Below are 21,900 nucleotides of genomic sequence, written 5' to 3' on the forward strand. Positions count from 1 at the left end.
ATGACCTTACAATACGCACTTGAACTAATCGGAACATTTGTCTTTGCCATTTCCGGCGCTTTAGCCGTTCGGGAACGCGAGCATGATTTGTTTGGCGCGGGCTTTACGGGTTTTATCACCGCTATTGGAGGTGGTACTCTCCGGGATATTTTATTGGATGCTCACCCACTTGTGTGGATTGGAGATATTTATTTTTTGTATGCCATTTTGGTAGGGATTTTAGCAGCATTCATTTTCCCCAATTTTCTAAGCCGGCTTAGAAAAACCTTTTTCCTTTTCGATACATTGGGAATCGGCTTTTTTACAGTTTTGGGTGTGGAAAAAGCCCTCAGTCTGGGGGTCAGGCCGGAGATTGCGGCAATCATGGGGATGTTTTCTGCGGTGATGGGAGGGGTAATTCGAGATACCTTGACGAATGAAATCCCAATTCTATTTCGTAAAGAAATCTATGCCTCTGCTTGTCTGGCGGGAGCAATTCTATATTTGGTGTTGAATTACTTTGGCCTGGCGAGGGAGTGGAATTTGTTGATTTCTATGTCCGCTGTGATCTCCATTCGACTAATAGCGATGAAGTATAAATTAAGCTTGCCGAGGTTGGATTGAGGTGGTGATGGATAATTGTGTAATTAATTAATCGAGTAATTGTTATTGTTTACTTCGCTATTGGAAGTTCATCATTCGATGTTCGATATTTTTTTGATCTCATCCATCCAATTGCTGATCGTCACTGCAAGTGGAGCTTGCGGAGCGAAGCCCGCCTACTGGAGGGCAGGCAGTCTCAAATTACTATTGGAAATAGCTTTAGGTTTAATCTTAAATAAAGAAATTCTCTCCTATGTGCCTATGTGGTACTCTTCTATTTTTAAACCACATAGAATCATAGCCCACATAGCTTTTGTCGGACATAGTTTTCCCGCAGATTTTCGGTGCGGATACTCACTTATTAATCGACCAAAAGAATGGTTTAAGACCTGAATCCGCGCTAATCCGCTAATTTTTCTGCGTGGATCAGCGGAAAAGAAAAGACAAGTAAAGAAAGAGTTTTAAACTTATCCTATGTGCCTATGTGGTACTCTTCTATTTTTAAACCACATAGAAACATAGCACACATAGCTTTTTTCGACATAGTTTTCCCGCTGATTTTCAAAGATTTTTGGTGCGGGTACTCACTTATTAATCGACCAAAAGAATGGTTTAAGACCTGAATCCGCACTAATCCGCGGATTTTTCTACGTGGATCAGGGGAAAAGACAAGTAAAGAAAGAGTTTGCAACTTATTCTATGTGCCTATGTGGTTCTTTTCTTTTTTAAACCACATAGAAACATAGCACAAATAGCTTTCATCGACATAGTTTTCCAACTGATTTACCAATCAGACATGGCCTTTGTCAAAAACCTCGAATTCTTCATGTGCTTTGTGGTTCCTATTTTTAAATAAAGCATTATGCCTCACCTTCTTCCTCCACTGAAATCACAAAAAACTCCAATTCTTCCGTTTCCCGATTTCTGACATATAATTTTCCTTTTCTGACAAAGTATTCACCAAAACCTATCCGCATTTCACTTACGTCCATTTCATGGATCAAATTCATCTCCTTGTCAAAAATCATAAAATACTTAAGTTGTCTCCCTGTTTCGGGGGCTTTCATTCCTGCAAACCGATAAAAAAGCTGATTCACTTGATCAAAAACCAAATCGCGGTAAGAAACCTCTAAATCCTTCTTCTCAAATACTGCATCAAACTCTCCTAACTCGGTAGTTTTTGAAAAATTTCCTGATTTCCGTCTTGGGAAAAGATGAGGGGAATTATCCTTGAATTGGGCAGTGGATGTTTTTGGGTCAATGATAAAGACGTCAATTCCATCGGGATGAAAGACCATGAATTTTTCCTGAATAAATGCGGCATTTATTGGACTCGAAATAATTAACCGGCTGTTTTTGATCTCAAAATCCTTTCGATAATCCATGCTATCCAACCGGACTTCCCGATAAACCGAATCCTTAAGATCTACCCAGCCCAGCATTTGATCTTGCTTGAAGCTGGAAGTCAAGCCATACAAATACCGTTGGTCTTGGCTAAGTTTGGCCCATGCTTCAAAGTTTTTCTCCGGTGCTACCCGTACCATGCTATCGAATCGTGGCGACTCGAATAGCAATTCATTCCGCATATCTAACTCAATAAAGTTCCGCTGGGTAAAAAAGCGAAAAGTACTATCGGTCAGGGGGATAAAGTCAAAGCGACTTCTGTCCATCACGCCTTTCGGGCCTTCCCTTTCCAAATACAATGTTCGAACCCAAGATCTTTCCTCTAAGTCAATAGTCTCTATCGAATGATTTGTATAGTCATAGAAAAACAGATATCGCTCATTCTCTGATAGCTGGGCTTTTGGAATACCCTGGCCGACATTTATCAGATGCTCTTGACTGTCAATAGAAAGGGTATCTATGCTGATTTTATATTGAATCAGACTTTTTTCTTCCGATTCTTCATGCTGACATGAAATGAAAATTACCAAACCCAAAATCGATAGAATTTTCCTCATATTATTCAACCTTTAAGCGAATAAATGCCAGCTCATCCTCTTCATTCAAGAAAGAGTAGTATACCCCATCTCTTATGAATGATTTGGAAATGGAAGGATAAAAACCCGGCTCGGGAATCAATTGCTCATGGATAGGCTGGAGGTCGCGGTCAAAAACCGTCAAATAGGAGTTAAACACTGCTTCCCCAGTGCTGTCGTATCCCTCAAACTGAGTAGTGATTCGAAGAAATCGTTTGTTTTTAGGATCGAATTGGATGGGATGAAAATAAACTTCCTCGTTTTTCTTTTTGGCCGCTTCCTGAAAATCCTCCATGGATTCTACTCTCTTCGGAAAATTCCCCTCTTTTTGATTTTTCGTTAGTTGGCTTTCATAGGAATACTCTTTGAAATAGTCGGATTCAAAGTGGTAAACCCAGAGTTTATTCACCGATGAGATAGAAAAAATAATGCTGTCTCCTTTGAAAACAATTCCACTCATTTCTGGAAATTCGCCCCGATTGTATCGACGGTCCGGCTCCCGATAATAGATGTCAAAATCATTTGCCCAGTGGAAAAAATCCATTGCTCTGAACTCCGATTGCATTTTTTCAAAGTCTAAGCGTACCAATCCCTTCCGCTTTCGGTTGGGAAAGGTATCGGTGTAGAATGAGTAGTAATATCGCCCGCTCTCCGATACAAAACCCTGCAGATTGAGTTGGATGTCAGGATCGTATCGGAAGTCACTCAAACTATCATTCATGAAGCGATAACTAGACTTGACTTTTCCCTCAAGATTGGTTTTGTAGATGTTACTAGTGGTCTGAAAAAACAGTTCATTTGACTCAGTAGCTAACTGAATTCGGTAAAAGTATTGGTTTGGAACAGCGTTCGGCCCTTCTTTTTCGATCTTATACTTTTCGGCAAGTCTATTTTCCTCCAAATCTATGAGCTCCAATTCATAGTTCAAGGGGTTGAAATTATACAGATACCGTCTATCTTGGGAAAAATCCGCTAAACGTAGGTAATGGTTTAAATAGATAAAGTCATCTCCTGCATCGATCCCAATCGTATCGATACTAATTCTGACTTCAAGTGAATCGGTTGGAATTCTAAATGCATTGGAATCAATGTTTTTCTCTTTACAGCTGAGAAATATTAGAATCAACCCAAAAAATACTCCTAGTTTCTTCATCACTGAAACGCTTTAAACTCCAATTTTGACCATTGGCTACCTACTATTGAGGACGCATTTTCACTCCAAGTTCATCCAATCTGTACTCTGCATTCAAAAGATCACCCGCTGATTTCCGCTGATTTGATGCGCAGACAACCGCTGATTTTCGACCAAAAGAAGCACTTATGGACTCAATCCGCGCCAATCCGCGAATTTTTCTGCGTGTATCAGCGGGATTTTTTTTCCTTAAAATTTCAAACCCTATAGCTTTGCTTCTTTTTTCTCCTACAGGAGGTCTTATTCAGAAATACTCGGCTTCACCCTAACAAAAGCCATTTCGTCGTCGAGATTGATATAAGCATACAACATCCCGTCCTTAAAGAAAGACATATTTGAACCCGGAAATTTTTCAACGACCTCTTCATGAAGCATTTGATAATCTGAGTCAAAAACAGTGACCACGTTCTTGTAAATCACCGAATCTGCAATCATCCGATCCTTATCCTTGGTCAGTCTCCAAATCAGGTTTTTATCAGGCTGGGGAATAAGTGGACCAAAGCGAACTTGCTCATTCTTTTCCTTCATCACCTCCATCAAGGCCTCCCTACTTTCCACTCGTTGCGGATAATCCAATATTCGCTCATTGGAACTTAATTGAGCCTGATATTGGTAGTGAATCAGGGAGTCAGCATCAAAATCATACACATAGATTTCATTGAATCCAGTATTGGAAAACACAAAATCACCAGCGATCACATCCATGAATACCTGCTCTCCGGTGGACATCATAGAATTTCCCCCCATCTCAAACATGATTCGATATTCATCCAGTTTGGAAATCGCATCAGTCTCTTCCACTTGAATTTCCATGGTCTCAGTATCCACAAAAGCCAATCCTTTTGCTGGTTTTTTGAAGTCCTCATCGGTCAATTGACCTATAAACCGCTTCCCATCAGGAGAAAAAATCCCAATGGTCTCCACTTCATCCGTCTCACCAAAATCATATCCGCTCAGTTTGCTTTTGTCAAACTCATAGCTCCGGACTAGCTCTCCCTTCGGAGTGATTTCAAATATTTTTTGGAAATCGAATAGGAGCAAATTGCCACTATCCAACACCTGAAGCTTGCTGATAAAGCCTCCACCAACTCCATTAGGACCTTCTTTTTCTAGTTGGACAGTCTCCTTCAGTGCCAAGGCATCCAAATCAACTATCTCAAGCAGAAAAGTTTGAGGGTTGAGGTTAAAAAGCATTTTTTTATCCGCCGAAACATCAGCAATCCCCAAGCCCCAGTTGAGAAAAAAGAAATGATCTCCGGGATCCACCATCACCGTGTCGATTTCGTAGGTGATCTCTAGGTCTCGGGTAGCCTTAGAAGTTTCAGGATCTCCACCACAAGAAAAAAGGGTAAGGATTAAAAGGTAAATTGATAGTTTTTTCATCATTTTGTTGGTTTAAAACTTAAAATCCATCACCGCAAAGCCCAATTCATCATCCACATTGACATAGGACCAAAGCTTGCCATCTTTGAAGAAGGGGTTACTTGGAGTATTTTCTAATTCCGGGATTTCGGTTTCGCCCAGAAAGTTTAGGTTTTCGTCAAAAGCAAAAAGAAAAACCTGTGCCTTGCTTGGTGCTTCAGGATCATCACCCTTGGGCTCATAGATCCTCCCAAATCGATAAAAACGCCTGGTTTGCTCATCAAACAGCAATTTTTCAAAGCCGATCTGGGTTCTCGCTTTTTCCATTTCTGCCTCAAACTCTTCCATCGAGGATACTTTTCTTTGAATAGGAATTTCCTTTTGATTAGGGACCAGACTAAAGTCAAATTCAAAAAGCTGAAGCGAATCCTGTCCCGGTTCAAATCGATAAATGCTGTTGGTCGTAGCTCCGGAGATATAAAACTTCCCGCCTAATTCCTGAAATGAAATCTCCTCTATGTAGATTGACATGCTTTGATCCGATTGGAGAAGAATCCGATAATCGCCCACAATCTCCATCGCAGGAATGGGGAGTACCTTACCGCTTTTGTTTTCCAGATCAATTTTTGCCAATTGGGTAGTTCCCTCCATAAAGTCACCAGGAAGAGAGTAGACTTGTTTTTTGTCAGGGGTGATACGCATGGAATTGGTGATATTGAATTGCGCATTTTCTCCCAATCCTTCTATATCCAGTTCCTCTGGCTTTAAAGTCAAATCGAGCACTTTTTCACCTTGCTTATTGAAAATACCGCTTGACTGAAAGCTGGAAAAGAGAAACTCCTCCCCTGGTAGGTAGCGCGAAGTGCTGATAAAATTGGCACCGACACCATTGGGTCCTTCTTTTTCAAAGGGTATTTGCTCCTCCAAGATCAATTCATCCAGATTGATTTTATTGATCTGGGTGGTCGCATCATCAAATAGGTAGAAATGGGTCTTGGTTTCATCTAGTGAACTTCCCCGTACGCCTCGGGAAAGATTGATGATCTCCTCGCCTGGATCTACGACTAAGGTGTCCACAGTGAAAGAGAAGTTTTCCAGAATATTCCTGGGCTGGGAATCCCTGCTTTCATTTTCTCCTCCACAGGAGAAAGCCAAGGCAGCTATTAGGGTTGGAAAAAGGAATTTTTTCATAAAAGGTTTTTTCAAAATTCTAAAGTCATTACTACAAAGCCCGGGTCTTCATCCACGGGTCTGTAATTGTATATCTTTCCGTCAAAGAAGAAGCCGTTGAAAAAAACATTGGAAAGCTCTTCGATTTTCTTTTCTCCCAATAGATTGAAATCCGGATCATAGCTGAAGAGATACACATCGTCAGGCAATGGTTCTCCGGTTTCGCGAAGACCATTTTTCTTGACCCCAAAGCGGAAATACTGCTGTCTGCTTTCATCCCAAATGAATCCATAAAAGCTAATTTGCTTTTGAATCTGTGCCGAAATTTCTATTCGCTCTTCCTGTGATCCGGCTTGCGTTTTGAATGTTCCTGTTTTGTTGTTTTCGGCCAGACGATGATTGAACTGTATATGCTTTAAGGAATCACTCTGCATATCATATAGGTAGATGTCGGAGGTACTCCCAGAATATATGACAAGTTGATCTTTAATTTTTTCCATGCGAATCATATCGCCAGAAGTAGTCATGCCTCCATTTTGAGAAAAAGTGACCCGGAAATTTTGGGTCAGATCCAATGCTGGAAGTTTGATTAATTTTCCAGTCCGGTTCTCCAAGTTCAAAACAGCGAGGCCCTCGGTAAATTCCCCAAAAGGAGCAGGAAGGGAAAAAGCCTTTTTCTTATCCGGGCTCACTGCCAAGGAAGAATAAAGTCCTCCGAGAGATTCATCGATCCCGTCGTATTCCTCGGCTTGGAGTTTGAGATCAAAGATTTTTTCAGCCTCTTCGTTGAAAATCGCCTGAACGGCATAGTTGGCAAGTAAAAACTCATTATTGGGCAGCACGTCAAAGCTTTCTACAAAATCAGGAGCGCGATTCGGTCCATCCTTTTCAAAAGGTATTCGGCGCAAGAGTTTCAACTCAGCCAGATCGATCTCATGAATTTCAGAACTTTGGCTTTCGGAGAAAAAGATAGACTTGCCATCCTCGCTAAGTCCAAAACCATAGTAGGCGCTAGAAATCACCAATTCCTCTCCCACATCGACTTTGAGGGTATCTATAGTGATTTGGAGGTTTTCGAGTTGGTTTTCGGTGTAGGTTTGAGTTTGGATGGCTCCTTGTTCATTTTTCTCCGATACCTTTTCCGAACAGGAAAAAAGTAGAAAAAGCAACGTGATTAAGTTGAATCTATTCATCGATTAGAAATTAAATTGAAATCTGACAAAGCCGGCCTCATCTCCCATGGGCCAATAGCTGTAAAAATCACCATTCATGAAATAACCGAAATAAGGGACTCTGGTCAAGTCTGGTAAAAATTTCTCGCCGACTAACTGAAATTCTTCATCATAGGCAAAGAGGTAGCAATCCGCTTTCCGTTCTTTGCCATCAGGAGAAACTTGGTAGTTTTTGGTACCAAAGCGGAAGTAGAGATTTCGGCTATCATCCCAATAAATCTTTTCGAAGCTGATTTGCTGACGGATTTGGTTGGCCACTTCTTGTTGTCTTTCGCGGGAATCGACTTCCGTGGGAAAAGTCCCGGTTTTTTGATTTTCGACGAGTTGATGTTCGAAAGCAATGAGCTCTAAAGAATCCTGCTTAGAATCATAGCGATAAATTTGGGCCGTAGAGTTACAAAAGATTAGTACCTGGTCATTGATCAGTTGTAAGCGAACGCCATCTCCGAAAAAGGAGGCCATATTTCCCTGCTGAAAAATCACCTGAAAACCAGAAACTAAATCAAAAGCTGGAAGCTTGTAGACTTTTCCAGTTTCCTTTTGGACATCAAATACCGCCAAACCTAAAATGGGTTTCCCAAATTCGGCAGGAAGAGAAAAAAAGTAATTCAGATCCTTGCTAATTTGCATATTGTTGGGAAGAGAAAAGGGGCTATCTGGCTCGAAATCAATCATTTTTGCGAAGTCAAGTTCATAGGTTTTGACCTTGGTCCCATCCAGGCTAAAAATGTTAGGACTGACCTGATCGTAAATCATGATTTGATTTTCCGGTAGGGCTTGAAAAATACTGACCCAACCTTTGATTCCATCTGGACCCTCTCGCTGGAAAGGATGACGCTGGATCAGCTTCATCTCCTTCAAAGAAATTTCAAAAACCTCAAAATCTGGCTCATAGAAGGCAAATACCCGCTCTCCATCAGGGCTCAGGTCTTGAAAAAATAACATATCTGGCACAAAGATTTCTTCACCGGAGTCGACAGCCAAACTGTCAATACTTAGGCTCAGATTTGTCAATAAATTGGTGGATTTGCTTTTTTCTTTGGATTCCGAGCAAGCAAAGAGAACCAAGAGGGGAAGCACCCGAAAAATTATTTTCATACAAAGGCCATTTATTCTAAACTCTAAAACTAAAATAAATAAGCTAAAATTCTAGTGAAAAAATGTTAATGCTATCTAAATAAGAAAATGGCATCTTTAAATTCGTTTTTTCCGCAGGATGGAAAGGTGATTGGCTATTAATAAATTTAAAATTCAAAGTCCGGAAGCTCCTCTCTCCCTACTTCCAGCACTTGCGCTGAGCGAAGTCGAAGTGTCCAGCTAGGTAATTGAAGAGAAACTGTCTACTCGTGCTTTGAAGATTATCACTTAAACTTATTCTCCCCTCAATTCAACCACCAAATCGAAAAGTTCAAAACAGTCGCAAAGCTTACCCAAGCCAAATAGGGAATCATCAGCCAGGAAGCCCAATGTGAAATGATCCTGAATTTTTTGACACAGACAGCGATCAAAGCCAGAAGCGGAATAATCACCACCAAACCCATAATCGGAGACTCCATCCCAAAGAAAGCCGGCGACCAAAGGGCATTGAGGCCGAGCTGCGTGAAGTAAAGAATGAGTAGCGGCTTTTTCTGCGGATGATCACTCTTCCAGATCAAGTAGCAAGCGATTCCCATCAAAAGATAGAGTGTGGTCCAGACCGGGCCGAAAAGCCAACCCGGAGGATTGAAGCTGGGTTTATTGATCGTCTGATACCAGCTTTCGATGGAGGTGATGGTGAAATAAGCACCTGTACCCCCAGCTACTTGGGGTAGGATTAGGCTGATGATTAGTTTGAGCCAATTGGGCATGCTTACAGGATCTCAAGTAAAGTGCGAAAGGCTAAGGCCTTATCTTTATAGCGCTCTTGAGTTTTTGCACGGAGTGCATTTGCATGCTTGGATTCGTATTCCTGCATTTTGGCCATGCTCTCGGTAAAGTATTGAATGGCATAATTGGTACTGCCGTCATCTGACTGATGGATCAGTCGGCAGAACTTGTGTTCGGTAAATATTCCTGTGGCCATCACTTCCGGAATATGGGTTTCACGCATCCACTGAAGGAAGTCTTCTTCGATGTCCGGGGACACATTAATGGTCACATTATATAATATCATCCTGTTTTTGATTTAATTTTTGTTTTTTTGCCAACAAATTTGAAGACTCAAAGTTACGAATCCCAAGTTAAAAACCTTTCCCCAGCTAGCTATGCATCAAGTAGTACCTGAGCGAGGCTCCGGCTATACCCTTCGATTGACTATTGCCCGAATCGTCATTTTGGTGCTTCATGGTGTGGGAATCCTGGGATTATCACTTCCGGAATACCAAGATTGGTTTTTGGCTCTCACGCCGGTACAGCTATTGAGTAGCTTATTGATCATTTTACTTTTTCACCGAGGGTGGAATGATTCCTTTCCCATTTTTGCGGCAGCAGCCTTCTGGATTGGATTTGGCGCTGAGCTGATTGGGATTCATACCGGCTATTTATTTGGAGACTATGTTTATGGACCTACTTTAGGGCCCAAGCTTTGGGATGTCCCGATTATCATTGGGGTCAATTGGTTTATTCTCGCCTACTTGACGGGGTCAGTATTCCGTAAGGTTCCCAATGACTATTACGCGGCCTTTCTTGGGGCATTGGCAATGACCGCGTTGGATTACATCATTGAGCCGGTAGCCGTTGCTTTGGATTTCTGGTATTGGAAGTTTGATGTGATTCCGGTAGAAAATTATTTAGGATGGTTTGGGGTGTCTTTTGTGGTTCATTTGATATTCCGGAAGGCCAATTTTGAAAAATTCAACCCGATTGCACTCCTTTTATTATTGACATTAATCGTATTTTTCACAGTTTTGAATTTTACTGTAGTCTGAATTCTGATTTAAATCATAAAATTAAAACACTGATTCTCAAAACACATTGGTCTCAAATCAGCTTATACTATAAGCAAAAACCTGTCAGTTGAAAGCATTATGATAGAAGCAATAGGTTTTACTATACTGGGTTTCCTCCTCATGGAGCTGTCTGGGTGGTTTATCCACAAGTATTTGATGCATGGCCCACTCTGGATGATTCACAAGACCCATCATCAGCCTTCTAACTCGTTTTTCGAACTCAATGATCTATTTTCCTTGCTGTTCGGAAGTATCGCGGTGGTTTTGATTTTGCTTGGATTGGAAAATCTTGATTACCGATTTTGGATAGGAATGGGAATCAGTCTCTACGGCGTTCTCTATTTTGTCCTTCACGATGTATTGGTTCATCGGCGATTGAAATGGTTTGAACGTCCGAAAAATTCTTTTTTGCTGGGAATTTTTCGAGCACATCAAGCTCATCATCGCACCAACAAAAAGGATGATGCCATATCATTTGGTTTATTTATAGTACCCAAGGAGTTCTTTAAAAAAGAAGAAAAGTGAGCACGTATTCAATCAAAGATCTCGAACAACTATCCGGCATAAAAGCCCATACGCTTCGTATATGGGAACAGCGATACAATTTGCTGAGCCCCAAGCGTACCGATACAAATATCCGCTACTATGATGATGCGGATTTGAAGCTGATTCTTAACGTGGCCTTGCTTAATGACAATGGCTTCAAAATTAGTAAAATAGCGTCCATGGAGCATCAAGAGCTCCGAGATGAGGTGATGAAGCTGACTGAGCGATCACTTACACACGATGATCAGATACATGCCCTGACGATCAGTATGATCGAAATGGATGAAGAGCGATTCGACAAGATTCTTTCTTCGAACATCCTAAAATTGGGCTTTGAGCAGACCATGCTCAATATTATCTATCCATTTATGTCCAAGATCGGAGTGCTATGGCAGACGGGAGCAATCAATCCTGCGCAGGAGCACTTTATCTCCAACCTTGTTCGTCAAAAACTCATCGTAGCAATAGACGGTCAAGTGACAAATGGAGGTGGCAAGAAGTTTCTACTTTATTTACCGGCAGGCGAACTTCATGAGATTTCGCTACTATTTGCCTGCTACCTGATCAAAAGCAAAGGGCATAAGGTCATCTACCTTGGTCAAAATACTCCGAACGAAGACTTAAACTCCGTCTATGCTATGCATCAGCCGGACTACTTGATGACAGTGGTCACGACTTCTCCAAGTGCAGAGCAGATTCAGGAATACCTAGACAACTTATCCGAAAGGTTCAGCGAAGCTACGATTTTGGTATCTGGATATCAGGTCATCGGACAAGATTTGAGACTTCCTTCTAATGTAGAGCAACTAAATTACATACGGGATATTAAGGAAAGACTTGAGGAAATAGAGCGCGTTCCACAGGAAAAATAATTAAGTATAACATTTTCTGAAAAAGCTTAAACAAGGGCAATCTTCACAGGTTGCCATTTTTTTGCCTTTTATCCCCATTATTGGCCATATAGCCCAAGAATAGTCTTCAGAATTTTATTTTGTTTAATATATTTTTAAAAAAATTAGACAAAATGTTTGGATACTGTTTAATCCTTGCTACATTTGATTAAACAAAAACACAAACCGACAACCATGACGACTCTAGAATTCAGTTACTCGCTAAACAAATTGTCCAGTACCTTGAAGCCTTTTGCGCTCAAGTTGACTCGGGACATGGATGATGCTAATGATCTACTGCAAGATACAATGGTCAAAGCTTTTACCAACCGGGATAAATTCACGGAAGGAACCAACCTGAAGGCCTGGTTATATACCATTATGAAAAACACCTTTATCACCAATTATCAGCGAATGGTGAGAAGAGGAACATTCGTCGATACCACTGACAACCTACATTATATCAACTCCAGTGATTCTCAAATTGAGAATGGAGCCTACGGAAATTTCGCTATGGACGATATCCAGTATGCAATCCAGAAATTGGACGATGTGTATAAGACTCCATTCATGATGCACTTCCGAGGTTTCAAATACCATGAAATCGCAGATAAGCTTCAAATTCCGATTGGAACTGTCAAAAATCGGATCCATATTGCCAGAAAGCTACTAAAAGAGGATTTGGTAGTATATAGACACAAAAATTGATCAAATGAACCAAAAGCATGTGGTGGTTATCGGTTCGGGATTTGCCGGACTGTCAGCAGCTACCCACTTAGCAGTCAATAAAAGTTGTAGAGTCACCCTTTTAGAAAAGAACAGTACCCCCGGTGGGCGAGCACGTAAGTTCGAACATCAGGGGTTTGTTTTTGATATGGGGCCAAGTTGGTATTGGATGCCAGATGTATTCGAGGACTATTTTGCCAAGTTTGGGAAAAAACCTTCTGATTACTACGATTTACAAAGGCTTGACCCTTCCTATGCCGTGATATATGGTAAGGACAAGGTTTTGGATATCCCGGCCAACTTAGAGGAATTCAAAAAAATGCTTGATGGAATCGAGCCTGGCGCAGGCAAGCAGCTCGATGAATTTTTGGCACAAGCCAAATACAAATATGAGGTCGGCATTCATGACTTGGTCAAAAGACCTAGCCGATCGCTCCTTGAATTTGCTTCTCCGGGGCTTCTCGTAGATATGGTACGGATGGATATTTTCCAATCCATGGCTAAGCACGTACGAAAATTCTTCAAGTCTGAAGAAATCATCCGACTGATGGAATTCCCTGTATTGTTTTTGGGCGAGACGGCTGAAAACATTCCTGCACTTTATTCCCTCATGAACTATGCAGACATAGCTTTGGGAACCTGGTATCCCAAAAAAGGAATGCATGAAATCATTAAGGGAATGGTCAGTCTAGCCGAAGAAAAAGGTGTAAGCATCCGATACGATGCGGAAGTCGAAGAAATCGAAATTGAAAATGGGGTAGCCAAAAGAATACGCCTGGTCAACGGGGAAAAAATCGAGGCTGATATCGTGGTAGCAGGTGCTGACTATCATCACGTAGACAAGCACCTAGTCAATCCAAAATATAGCAACTACTCCGAAGAATATTGGGATAAGCGTGTGATGGCTCCGTCGAGTTTGCTCTTTTATTTGGGAATTGATAAAAAGCTGGACAATCTGCGCCATCATAATTTATTCTTTGATGAGCCGCTTGGACCACATGCAGATGCTATTTACAAAAATCCAAGATGGCCCGAGCGACCGCTTTTCTATGCTTCGCTTCCTTCCATTACCGACCCGACAGTGGCTCCCGAAGGAAAGGAAAACATGTTTCTATTGATTCCTTTGGCTCCAGATTTGGAGGATAGTGAGGAGATGCGGGAGAAATACTACCATATCATCATGGACAGGCTGGAAACCATCACAGGTCAGGAAGTTCGATCTCATGTAATTTACAAGCGCTCCTATGGACATGCGGACTTCAAGGCTGACTACCATGCCTTCAAGGGAAATGCTTATGGACTTGCAAATACCTTGACCCAAACGGCGATTTTGAAGCCAGCCTTGAAAAACAAAAAAGTCGGAAATTTGTATTACACAGGTCAACTCACCGTCCCTGGACCAGGGGTACCACCTTCACTCATTTCGGGAGGAGTGGTAGCAAATGAGGTGATGAAAGAAAACAATCTGTAAATAAATGGGTATATTATAGCGATGGATGCTAAAGAACTTTTTGACCAAACTACCCTTGAGTGCAGTAGACTGATTACTCAGCGATACAGTACTAGCTTTACTTTAGGGATCAAAACACTGGACAAGAAATTCCACTTGCCCATCTATGCTATTTATGGGTTTGTACGCTATGCGGATGAAATCGTAGATACCTTTCACGATCAGGATAAAGCAAGTCTTCTAGAACGCTTCAAAGCTGACACCTATGAGGCTATCGAAAAAAAAATCTCGCTTAATCCAGTTCTACACGCATTTCAACTCATCGTCAATCAGTATAAGATTGATTTGGATCTGATCGAGGCTTTTCTCCACAGTATGGAAATGGACTTGGATTTCAAAAAATACAACGATTCCAAATACAAAGAATATATCTACGGTTCGGCCGAAGTAGTCGGGCTGATGTGTCTGAAAGTCTTTTGCGGTGAGGACACCGCCTATTACGATAGACTCAAAGATCCCGCCTGTAAGCTGGGAGCCGCATTTCAGAAAGTAAACTTCTTGCGAGATCTGAAAAGTGACTATGAAGAGCGAGGCCGGGTGTATTTTCCGGGGGTAGATTTTCAGCTTTTCGATCAATTGGTGAAAACAGAAATTGAAAAGGACATACAACAGGATTTTGATGAAGCACTAGTAGGGATTGAAGCCTTACCGGATGGTGCAAAACTTGGGGTAAAAGTCGCCTATTTGTACTATCAAAAGCTTTTTGATAAAATAAAGGGCCTATCCCCTGAGGTAATCACCCAGCGCCGTATTCGGATTCCAAATTCTCAAAAGCTTTCCCTCTTGGTTGGAACTTATTTCGGAACCAAACTTGGAATTAGTTAATGGAAAAGTACCTGTATTTCGGTGTTTTGCTATTTGCAATTTCCTACCCCTTAGCTCAGTCTTTTGAGCACAGGATCCGCTATGCGAGTAAATGGGGAATGATTCTACCGGGGATGCTCATTACTGCCGCCTTCTTTTTGATTTGGGATGTCTGGTTTACCAATATGGGCGTGTGGGAATTTAATCCCACCTACATTTCTGGACTTTATCTGATAAATTTACCCGTAGAAGAATGGCTATTCTTTCTGGTAATTCCCTTTGCCTGTATCTTCATTTATGAAGTGCTTATTTACTTTTTCCCTTCCGATCCTTTGCAGGATTTGGGCAAGCCCTTTGTCTACATTATGGTACCATTCCTGATTGGTTTTGGTCTTCTGCATTTGGACAAGTGGTATACCTCTGTAAACTTTCTTGTAGGAGGCCTTGCCTTATTGATTCATTTTCTGATATTTAATGATAAGTATTTAGGCAAATTTATATTTGCTTACTTCGTCCATTTAATTCCCTTTTTTCTTTGCAATGGTATTTTGACTGGGGGAGTAACTGAAGAGCCTGTAGTGATCTACAACAATGCAGAGAACTTAGGAATTCGCATCTGGACTGTGCCCATCGAGGACAGTATTTACTCGATGACCCTATTGCTGATGAATATTAGCTTCTTTGAGGGTATTCGTAGTCAAAAAACAATTCAACCGATCTCAAGTTAATTGCTTATGAAATCGAGCAGGTTAGGTTCAAAAAACACCAATATGGATGATAAATTTGCGAGATTCTCCCGAATTAGATTCGGGACCAGCTATGTAGCCAATAAAAGAAAATCATAAACACATGAAAAATCTCCATGTAGAAATCGACCAACACTCAGGCTTTTGTTTTGGAGTCGTCTACGCTATTGAAATGGCAGAGGAGATTTTGGACGAACAGGGCTATCTATACTGCCTCGGAGATATTGTCCACAATGATGAAGAAGTCAATCGACTGACCAGAAAAGGCCTCAAAATCATTGATCATGAAGAACTCAAAAATCTTCGCAACGAAAAGGTCCTGATTCGGGCACACGGAGAACCGCCATCCACTTACGAACTATCCATACAAAACAACCTCACCCTGATAGATGCTTCTTGTCCCGTAGTTTTGAAGTTGCAAAACCGTATCAAAAACTCTTTTGACAAGGATGAGACCATTTATATCTACGGAAAGCATGGGCATGCGGAGGTAATTGGACTACTAGGTCAGACAAATAACAAAGCGGTGGTATTTCAGGATATTTCTGAGCTTGACATTGCCACACTTCCGAAAAATATGACGCTCTACAGTCAGACGACCAAGAGTACAGATAAATTCTACGAAATCAATCAAATCCTTCGGGAAAACGGTATCACGGTCAACACCAATGATACTATTTGTCGTCAAGTATCGAATAGAGACAAGGAGCTCCGGGAATTTGCAGACAAATACAACAAAATTGTTTTTGTAAGCGGAACCAAGTCTTCCAATGGCAAGGTCTTGTACAATGTCTGCAAGGAAAAAAACCCAAACACGTATTTTGTCTCCAATCCAGACCAAATCGAACCTTCTTGGTTTGACACCAATGATACGGTCGGTATTTGCGGCGCTACCTCCACACCCATGTGGCTAATGGAGCAAGTTCGGGAACGAATTCTTACCTATTGATCGTTTTAGCGTAGATTCACTCTACCAATTCAATTGCTAATCAAGCCTTATTCATGGCTAGTACTCAATCAATTTCCAGAAAAATAGACCCCCTTGGACTGATCATCGCTTGGTCAATCATTATTCTTTGGGCTATTAGCTTGGTCTTTTGGATGAATTTTGAGTTAAGCTGGACAAGCCCCTGGACCTACCTCGGAATCCTACTACAGACACATCTTTACACAGGACTATTTATCACAGCCCATGATGCCATGCACGGGATCGTCTCTTCTGACAAGCGCTGGAACCATTTGACAGGTTGGGTTTCTGCCCTTTTATTCTCTTACAACTTCTATTGGAAGCTTTTCCCAAAGCATCACGAGCATCATCGCTATGTGGCCACTGACAAGGATCCGGACTACCACGCTTCCGGCAACTTCTTTCTTTGGTACTTATCCTTCATCCGGCAATACGTGACTATTTGGCAAATACTCCTGATGGCAGTGACTTTCAATATTCTGAAGCTTTTTCTCCCAACCGAAAATCTGATTGTTTTCTGGATGTTGCCGGCGATTCTTTCCACCTTACAGCTTTTTTATTTTGGAACCTATCTCCCACATCGGGGTGAAAGTACCAATGAGCATCACTCACATTCCCAGTCCAAAAACCATCTTTGGGCCTTCCTGAGCTGTTACTTTTTTGGATATCATTACGAGCATCATGACTCACCGGGCACGCCTTGGTGGAGGCTTTGGCAGGTAAAAGAAAAACAAACTGCTGATTTTCGATGATTTTTGTCAAAATCTGAATGATTTCTGAAACCATCTTTGATAAAATTGATTTTCATAGTAGTCATAAAACCAACTATGAAAACAAAACTACTTTCACTGCTTTTTATTTTTCTATCCGGCACTATCCTAGCCCAAGGCGTGGTCAAAGGAAGAATTTTCAATCCTGTAAACAATGAGCCAGTAGCTTTTGCCAACGTTCTCATCTTGGAAACGGAATTAGGAGCCATTTCAGATGTGGATGGAAACTACGAAATCCAAAATGTACCTCCGGGACTTTACAACATCCGTGCAAGCTTTGTAGGTTATAAAACTGTCACCAAGTATGAAATCCAGGTCAGTCAGGCCAAAGCCATACAGCTGGATTTTGAACTACAGGAAGATGCTTCCGAGTTGAGTGAAGTGGTGGTAAGTTCAGAGTTTACCCGATCAGAAGAAACTCCGCTTTCCGTCAGAAGACTTAATACCAATGAGATTGAGCGCTATCCGGGAGGAAACCGGGACATCTCTCGAGTTATTCAATCTTTGCCGGGTGTAGCCAGCACAGCGAGTTTCCGAAATGATATTTTGATCCGGGGAGGAGCGCCAAACGAGAATAAGTTTTTCATCGATGAAATAGAGGTTCCTGTTATCAACCACTTTGCTACCCAAGGTTCCTCCGGCGGGCCAGTCGGAATTCTCAATGTCAACCTGATCAAAAATGTAGATGTCATCACGGGAGGTTTTCCAGCCAATCGAATGAACTCTTTGAGCTCCTTCTTCGAATTTGAGTTGAAGGAAGGAAGAAGAGACGAGATGTTTACCCAATTGACCGTGGGAGCATCCGAGCTAACTCTTTCCAACGAAGGGCCCATAGGGGATAAAACCACCTACCTTTTCTCTGCCAGAAGATCCTATTTGCAGGGGTTATTTCGGCTTTTGGGTCTGCCTTTTCTACCGACATTCAATGATTTTCAGGTAAAAACCACAACCAAACTGAATGATAAGACGGAGTTGACATTTTTGGGGGTAGGAGCCATCGATAATTTTGTGCTCAATCAGGATATCCCAGATGATGAAACTGAAGAAGAACGGGAAAACCGATTGTATCTCCTTGGAGTATTGCCTATTCAAGAACAGTGGAATTACACAACTGGACTAAAGCTTAAGCGCTTTAGAGAGAATGGTTTTTGGACTTTTGTACTTAGCCGAAATATGCTAAACAACCGCTCTTTCAAATATGCCAACAATGATGAAAGCTCAGAGGACAATTTGATTTTTGACTACCTCTCTCAAGAGTCAGAGAATAAATTCAGGGCGGAAAACTCCATTTTTGGAACTGGATACACGCTGAAATACGGTGTAAATTATGAGTACTCGAGATACCTAATCGAAAACTTTGATCGGGCTACACTTTCCAGCACGGGTCAGGTCATTGACATCAGCTCCATTAATAATTTCAATTCCTACGGTGCCTTTGTATCAGGAAGCAAGACATTTGACGGAGAGCGCCTGCTATTGACAGGCGGAATTCGGATGGATGGTTCCGATTTTGGTCGGACTGCCCAAAATCCACTGAATCAAATAAGCCCACGAATCTCTGTTTCCTATCAGCTCAAACCAAATTTATTTGCAACTGCCAATGCAGGAATCTATTACCAACGCCCACCATATACAGTCCTAGGATTCCGAAATAATGAAGGGGAATTGATCAATCAGCAAAATGATGTTCGTTTTATTCGCAACAATCAACTGATTGCAGGAATCGAATTATTACAGCCTGAGAAAAACCGAAGATTCACTGCCGAGGCATTTTACAAGCGCTATTCGAATTATCCTTCCTCTGTACTCAATGGAATTTCCCTCGCCAATTTGGGGGCTGACTTTGGTGTAATTGGTAATGAAGCAGTGATATCTAACTCAGATGGACGTGCTTACGGAATTGAATTTTTGGCTCAGCAGCGTTTATTTAATGACTTTTATGGAATTGCGGCTTTGACTTTGGTACGAAGTGAATTTACCAATCCAAATACCGAGGGTTTCATTCCTTCCTCTTGGGACAATCGGATCATTCTAAGTCTTACCGCTGGAAAACGATTTAAGAAAAACTGGGAAATCGGTGCGAGATGGAGATTTTTAGGAGGAACGCCTTATACACCATTTGATGTAGAAGAGTCTGCACTGATCAGTAATTGGGATCTACGGAATCAAGGAATTTTGGACTTTACTCAAATCAACGGCGAGCGTCTTCCGGCTTTCCATCAGCTCGATCTGCGGGTAGACAAAAAGTATTATTTCAAAAACTGGAACCTTAACTGGTATTTTGATATTCAAAATGCCTACAACTTCGAGGCACAACAGGCTCCACTGCTAGTTCCGGAGCGAGATGATGCGGGAGACTTGATCGTCAATCCAAATGACCCAAGTCGATATCAATTGAAATTGATTGAAAATACGGCAGGGAATATTCTTCCTACCATTGGCTTGATCATTGAATTTTAAAAATAAAGCCAGATCGTAAAATTCCGATCTGGCTTCATTTAAATTATTTCAGTCGCCAACGTACGTTTAATCCAAAGCCACCGGCGTCAAAATTGGTGTTTTCTACCAAAATAAAGTAGGGCCTCCAATCCAATCCAATCACTAGCGGAACGTCCGCAAAAGCATATTCAGCTCCGATTTCACCTGCTGCTCCAAGTCTAAAGGGATCGCCGAGAAATAAGGAAGGACCAAAGCCCAAATAATAATTAAACTCTGAATCTGCTATTGGACGATAGATTGGATTCCAGAGCAGGTCAATTCCGACTCCACCGCCTCCAAAGCTAAGGTCACCGTGCAGTCTACTAAAGTCTCCTAAGGAAAAGACCGCATCCAATGCTACATTATTTCCATTGACATTTCCGAATCGGAGACCCAATTCCTGACCGTGAGATTCTACTATTGCAAAGGTTCCTATGAAGAACATTGCGAGCATGAGTTTTTTGAAATTCATATGCTGAAAATTTAGGTTTAGATAAAAGTTACTTTAATTACATCGAAAATCAGACCAATTTTGATCTTTTCCCTTTTTTGATAGAATTTCATTTCCGATTCGAAGGACCTCATCTACTAGTAAATCCATGTCTTCAAATCTTGTACGTTGATTGACATTGGCAACTCGAAGCGTATATTTTCCATTCAAAATAGTAGAACTCGGAGAGGCAATCCCTTCCTCCTGAATCCGGACAAGAATCTCCCTATTTAAGTCTCGAATTTCTTCCTCGCTCATTCCTTGTTGAACCATTCGAAAGCAGGTGATACTCATGGAAACTGGCGCCATTAATTCCAGCTGTGCATGTGAATCAACCAATCGGCCCAAGTATTCAGCCTGCCGATTATTCTGAGCAATCATTTGGGCATACTTTTTCCAGCCATGCTCCTTCAAAGACATCCAGATTTTAAGTGCTTTAAATCCTCTTGAAAGCTCAAAACCATAATGACTGATCGGATCGGGACCACCTGAAAGCCCCCGCATCTCCTGTAGTAGGTAATTTGGAGTCATAGCAAACGCATCTCTATGCTTCTTGGCATCCCGAATTAAAGTGCATCCCACTTCATAAGGAACATAAAGCCACTTATGCAAATCGAATGCTACCGAATCTGCCTCTTCCAAAGCCACAAGCCGACTTGCATATATCGGATCTAGCCTGGCCAAAGCACCGTATGCTCCATCCACATGAAACCAAAGATTGTACTTCTTAGCTAATTCCAGTAACTCATCCAAGGGATCAATCGCTCCAGTATTGACAGTCCCGGCCGTACCCACTATAGCGAAGGGACTCAGTCCTGCAGCCAAATCGGCTTGAATTTGCTCTTTCAGTAGATCTGCCTTCATTTCAAAATTGGCATTCACAGGAATTTTTCGGACTGAATCAGTTCCTAAGCCCAAAATCTCGGCTGCTTTTTGAATACAGGAATGCGTTTCGGTGGAGCAATAAAGAACTAGATTTTCTCCATTCCCAACAAGACCTTTTTCACGGATATTTCCCTCACCATGAGAATTGCGAGCTACAGCCAAGGCGGTGATATTGGCCATTGATCCTCCACTGACCAAAATTCCGGAGGCATCCACTGGAAAGCCCATCAACTCTTTGCACCAATTCACGACTTGGCGATCTACATACATGGCCGAATGCTCTCCGATAGTCGTATTGGGGTTCATCCCGGAAGCCAACAAATCGGCAAATGTACCTAGGGGTGTACCGGTTCCCTGAATCCAGGCAAAAAATCGGGGATGTACGTTCCCTTTGTTATAGGGGAAAACATTCTGCTTAAAATCCTCATAGACCTTTTTTGGGTCCTCGCCATTTTCGGGAATAGAAGTCTCGAGCGCTTTCTTGACCTCTTGGGGAATGGGTTTCCAGATCTTTTCATCTCGGATGCCTTTCCAATAGTCGATGAGGTCATCGATCATCTGATGGCCCAATTGACGCATAGATTCCCAATCCTGTGGATCTAGGCTTTGATCAGTTTCGTTTTTCATGAAGCAAATGGCTTAAA

21 protein-coding genes are annotated in these 21,900 nt (G+C 41.7%); 11 read left to right on the top strand and 10 right to left on the bottom strand.

What is annotated here, in order from left to right:
• Complete coding sequence (locus tag G457_RS0108525; RefSeq protein WP_026946105.1) at positions 1-603, top strand: trimeric intracellular cation channel family protein; 603 nt, start codon at positions 1-3, stop codon at positions 601-603.
• Between the two features lie 839 nt (positions 604-1,442).
• Here G457_RS0108525 and G457_RS0108535 read toward each other — a convergent pair.
• The 8 genes from G457_RS0108535 to G457_RS0108570 form a co-directional block, all read right to left on the bottom strand.
• Positions 1,443-2,543, bottom strand: a complete 1,101-nt coding sequence (locus G457_RS0108535; protein ID WP_026946107.1) for a DUF4221 family protein — start codon at positions 2,541-2,543, stop codon at positions 1,443-1,445.
• Between the two features lies 1 nt (position 2,544).
• Entirely contained in the window at positions 2,545-3,714 is a 1,170-nt protein-coding gene (locus G457_RS0108540) for a DUF4221 family protein (RefSeq protein ID WP_026946108.1), read from the bottom strand.
• Positions 3,715-3,993: 279 nt separating this feature from the next.
• Positions 3,994-5,139 carry a DUF4221 family protein gene (locus G457_RS0108545; RefSeq protein WP_026946109.1) on the bottom strand — a complete coding sequence of 382 codons (1,146 nt, stop codon included), beginning with the start codon at positions 5,137-5,139 and terminating at the stop codon, positions 3,994-3,996.
• Positions 5,140-5,148: 9 nt separating this feature from the next.
• Entirely contained in the window at positions 5,149-6,306 is a 1,158-nt protein-coding gene (locus G457_RS0108550) for a DUF4221 family protein (protein WP_035483545.1), read from the bottom strand.
• 11 nt (positions 6,307-6,317) lie between these two features.
• Positions 6,318-7,478, bottom strand: a complete 1,161-nt coding sequence (locus G457_RS0108555) for a DUF4221 family protein (protein ID WP_026946111.1) — start codon at positions 7,476-7,478, stop codon at positions 6,318-6,320.
• A 3-nt stretch (positions 7,479-7,481) separates the two neighbouring features.
• Complete coding sequence (locus G457_RS0108560) at positions 7,482-8,615, bottom strand: DUF4221 family protein (protein WP_026946112.1); 1,134 nt, start codon at positions 8,613-8,615, stop codon at positions 7,482-7,484.
• 284 nt (positions 8,616-8,899) lie between these two features.
• Entirely contained in the window at positions 8,900-9,364 is a 465-nt protein-coding gene (locus G457_RS0108565) for a TspO/MBR family protein (RefSeq protein WP_026946113.1), read from the bottom strand.
• Positions 9,365-9,366: 2 nt separating this feature from the next.
• Positions 9,367-9,669, bottom strand: coding sequence for a DUF4286 family protein (locus G457_RS0108570; protein ID WP_024284161.1), 303 nt, complete (start codon positions 9,667-9,669; stop codon positions 9,367-9,369).
• A 91-nt stretch (positions 9,670-9,760) separates the two neighbouring features.
• Here G457_RS0108570 and G457_RS0108575 point away from each other — a divergent pair, with 91 nt between their 5' ends.
• The 10 genes from G457_RS0108575 to G457_RS0108620 all read left to right on the top strand — a co-directional run bounded on the left by G457_RS0108575 (position 9,761) and on the right by G457_RS0108620 (position 19,863).
• A complete protein-coding gene (locus tag G457_RS0108575; protein ID WP_026946114.1) occupies positions 9,761-10,423 on the top strand; it encodes a carotenoid biosynthesis protein in 663 nt (220 codons plus the stop codon).
• 99 nt (positions 10,424-10,522) lie between these two features.
• Positions 10,523-10,969 carry a sterol desaturase family protein gene (locus tag G457_RS0108580; protein WP_026946115.1) on the top strand — a complete coding sequence of 149 codons (447 nt, stop codon included), beginning with the start codon at positions 10,523-10,525 and terminating at the stop codon, positions 10,967-10,969.
• On the top strand, positions 10,966-11,862 hold the full coding sequence (locus G457_RS0108585) for a MerR family transcriptional regulator (RefSeq protein WP_026946116.1): 897 nt from the start codon (positions 10,966-10,968) through the stop codon (positions 11,860-11,862). Before G457_RS0108580 ends, G457_RS0108585 begins: the two co-directional genes overlap by 4 nt.
• A gap of 213 nt (positions 11,863-12,075) precedes the next feature.
• Positions 12,076-12,588: an RNA polymerase sigma factor gene (locus G457_RS0108590; protein WP_024284165.1), complete on the top strand. Its 513-nt coding sequence runs from the start codon at positions 12,076-12,078 to the stop codon at positions 12,586-12,588.
• Positions 12,589-12,592: 4 nt separating this feature from the next.
• Positions 12,593-14,077 carry a phytoene desaturase family protein gene (locus G457_RS0108595; protein ID WP_026946117.1) on the top strand — a complete coding sequence of 495 codons (1,485 nt, stop codon included), beginning with the start codon at positions 12,593-12,595 and terminating at the stop codon, positions 14,075-14,077.
• A 21-nt stretch (positions 14,078-14,098) separates the two neighbouring features.
• Positions 14,099-14,941: a phytoene/squalene synthase family protein gene (locus G457_RS0108600; RefSeq protein WP_026946118.1), complete on the top strand. Its 843-nt coding sequence runs from the start codon at positions 14,099-14,101 to the stop codon at positions 14,939-14,941.
• A complete protein-coding gene (locus G457_RS0108605; RefSeq protein WP_026946119.1) occupies positions 14,941-15,648 on the top strand; it encodes a lycopene cyclase domain-containing protein in 708 nt (235 codons plus the stop codon). The genes G457_RS0108600 and G457_RS0108605 overlap by 1 nt, the downstream gene beginning before the upstream one ends.
• A 121-nt stretch (positions 15,649-15,769) precedes the next feature.
• Positions 15,770-16,615, top strand: coding sequence for a 4-hydroxy-3-methylbut-2-enyl diphosphate reductase (locus tag G457_RS0108610; protein WP_026946120.1), 846 nt, complete (start codon positions 15,770-15,772; stop codon positions 16,613-16,615).
• Positions 16,616-16,668: 53 nt separating this feature from the next.
• Complete coding sequence (locus G457_RS0108615; RefSeq protein WP_026946121.1) at positions 16,669-17,385, top strand: fatty acid desaturase; 717 nt, start codon at positions 16,669-16,671, stop codon at positions 17,383-17,385.
• Positions 17,386-17,460: 75 nt separating this feature from the next.
• Positions 17,461-19,863, top strand: a complete 2,403-nt coding sequence (locus G457_RS0108620; protein WP_026946122.1) for a TonB-dependent receptor — start codon at positions 17,461-17,463, stop codon at positions 19,861-19,863.
• A gap of 43 nt (positions 19,864-19,906) precedes the next feature.
• Here G457_RS0108620 and G457_RS0108625 read toward each other — a convergent pair whose 3' ends face one another.
• A complete protein-coding gene (locus G457_RS0108625; RefSeq protein WP_026946123.1) occupies positions 19,907-20,353 on the bottom strand; it encodes a hypothetical protein in 447 nt (148 codons plus the stop codon).
• Positions 20,354-20,386: 33 nt separating this feature from the next.
• A complete protein-coding gene (locus G457_RS21245; RefSeq protein WP_051260765.1) occupies positions 20,387-21,883 on the bottom strand; it encodes a pyridoxal phosphate-dependent decarboxylase family protein in 1,497 nt (498 codons plus the stop codon).
• Positions 21,884-21,900: the final 17 nt, after the last annotated feature.

This window comes from Algoriphagus marincola DSM 16067 (genome assembly GCF_000429405.1).
In the GTDB taxonomy this organism is placed as follows: Bacteria; Bacteroidota; Bacteroidia; order Cytophagales; family Cyclobacteriaceae; genus Algoriphagus; species Algoriphagus marincola.

Coding starts and splice junctions, on each gene's coding strand:
- G457_RS0108535 (WP_026946107.1), bottom strand. CDS start 2,543: ATGAGGAAAATTCTATCGATTTTGGGTTTGGTAATTTTCATTTCATGT.
- G457_RS0108565 (WP_026946113.1), bottom strand. CDS start 9,364: ATGCCCAATTGGCTCAAACTAATCATCAGCCTAATCCTACCCCAAGTA.
- G457_RS0108540 (WP_026946108.1), bottom strand. CDS start 3,714: ATGAAGAAACTAGGAGTATTTTTTGGGTTGATTCTAATATTTCTCAGC.
- G457_RS0108590 (WP_024284165.1), top strand. CDS start 12,076: ATGACGACTCTAGAATTCAGTTACTCGCTAAACAAATTGTCCAGTACC.
- G457_RS0108600 (WP_026946118.1), top strand. CDS start 14,099: ATGGATGCTAAAGAACTTTTTGACCAAACTACCCTTGAGTGCAGTAGA.
- G457_RS0108575 (WP_026946114.1), top strand. CDS start 9,761: ATGCATCAAGTAGTACCTGAGCGAGGCTCCGGCTATACCCTTCGATTG.
- G457_RS0108625 (WP_026946123.1), bottom strand. CDS start 20,353: ATGAATTTCAAAAAACTCATGCTCGCAATGTTCTTCATAGGAACCTTT.
- G457_RS21245 (WP_051260765.1), bottom strand. CDS start 21,883: ATGAAAAACGAAACTGATCAAAGCCTAGATCCACAGGATTGGGAATCT.
- G457_RS0108615 (WP_026946121.1), top strand. CDS start 16,669: ATGGCTAGTACTCAATCAATTTCCAGAAAAATAGACCCCCTTGGACTG.
- G457_RS0108560 (WP_026946112.1), bottom strand. CDS start 8,615: ATGAAAATAATTTTTCGGGTGCTTCCCCTCTTGGTTCTCTTTGCTTGC.
- G457_RS0108525 (WP_026946105.1), top strand. CDS start 1: ATGACCTTACAATACGCACTTGAACTAATCGGAACATTTGTCTTTGCC.
- G457_RS0108555 (WP_026946111.1), bottom strand. CDS start 7,478: ATGAATAGATTCAACTTAATCACGTTGCTTTTTCTACTTTTTTCCTGT.
- G457_RS0108570 (WP_024284161.1), bottom strand. CDS start 9,669: ATGATATTATATAATGTGACCATTAATGTGTCCCCGGACATCGAAGAA.
- G457_RS0108595 (WP_026946117.1), top strand. CDS start 12,593: ATGAACCAAAAGCATGTGGTGGTTATCGGTTCGGGATTTGCCGGACTG.
- G457_RS0108605 (WP_026946119.1), top strand. CDS start 14,941: ATGGAAAAGTACCTGTATTTCGGTGTTTTGCTATTTGCAATTTCCTAC.
- G457_RS0108580 (WP_026946115.1), top strand. CDS start 10,523: ATGATAGAAGCAATAGGTTTTACTATACTGGGTTTCCTCCTCATGGAG.
- G457_RS0108610 (WP_026946120.1), top strand. CDS start 15,770: ATGAAAAATCTCCATGTAGAAATCGACCAACACTCAGGCTTTTGTTTT.
- G457_RS0108620 (WP_026946122.1), top strand. CDS start 17,461: ATGAAAACAAAACTACTTTCACTGCTTTTTATTTTTCTATCCGGCACT.
- G457_RS0108545 (WP_026946109.1), bottom strand. CDS start 5,139: ATGATGAAAAAACTATCAATTTACCTTTTAATCCTTACCCTTTTTTCT.
- G457_RS0108550 (WP_035483545.1), bottom strand. CDS start 6,306: ATGAAAAAATTCCTTTTTCCAACCCTAATAGCTGCCTTGGCTTTCTCC.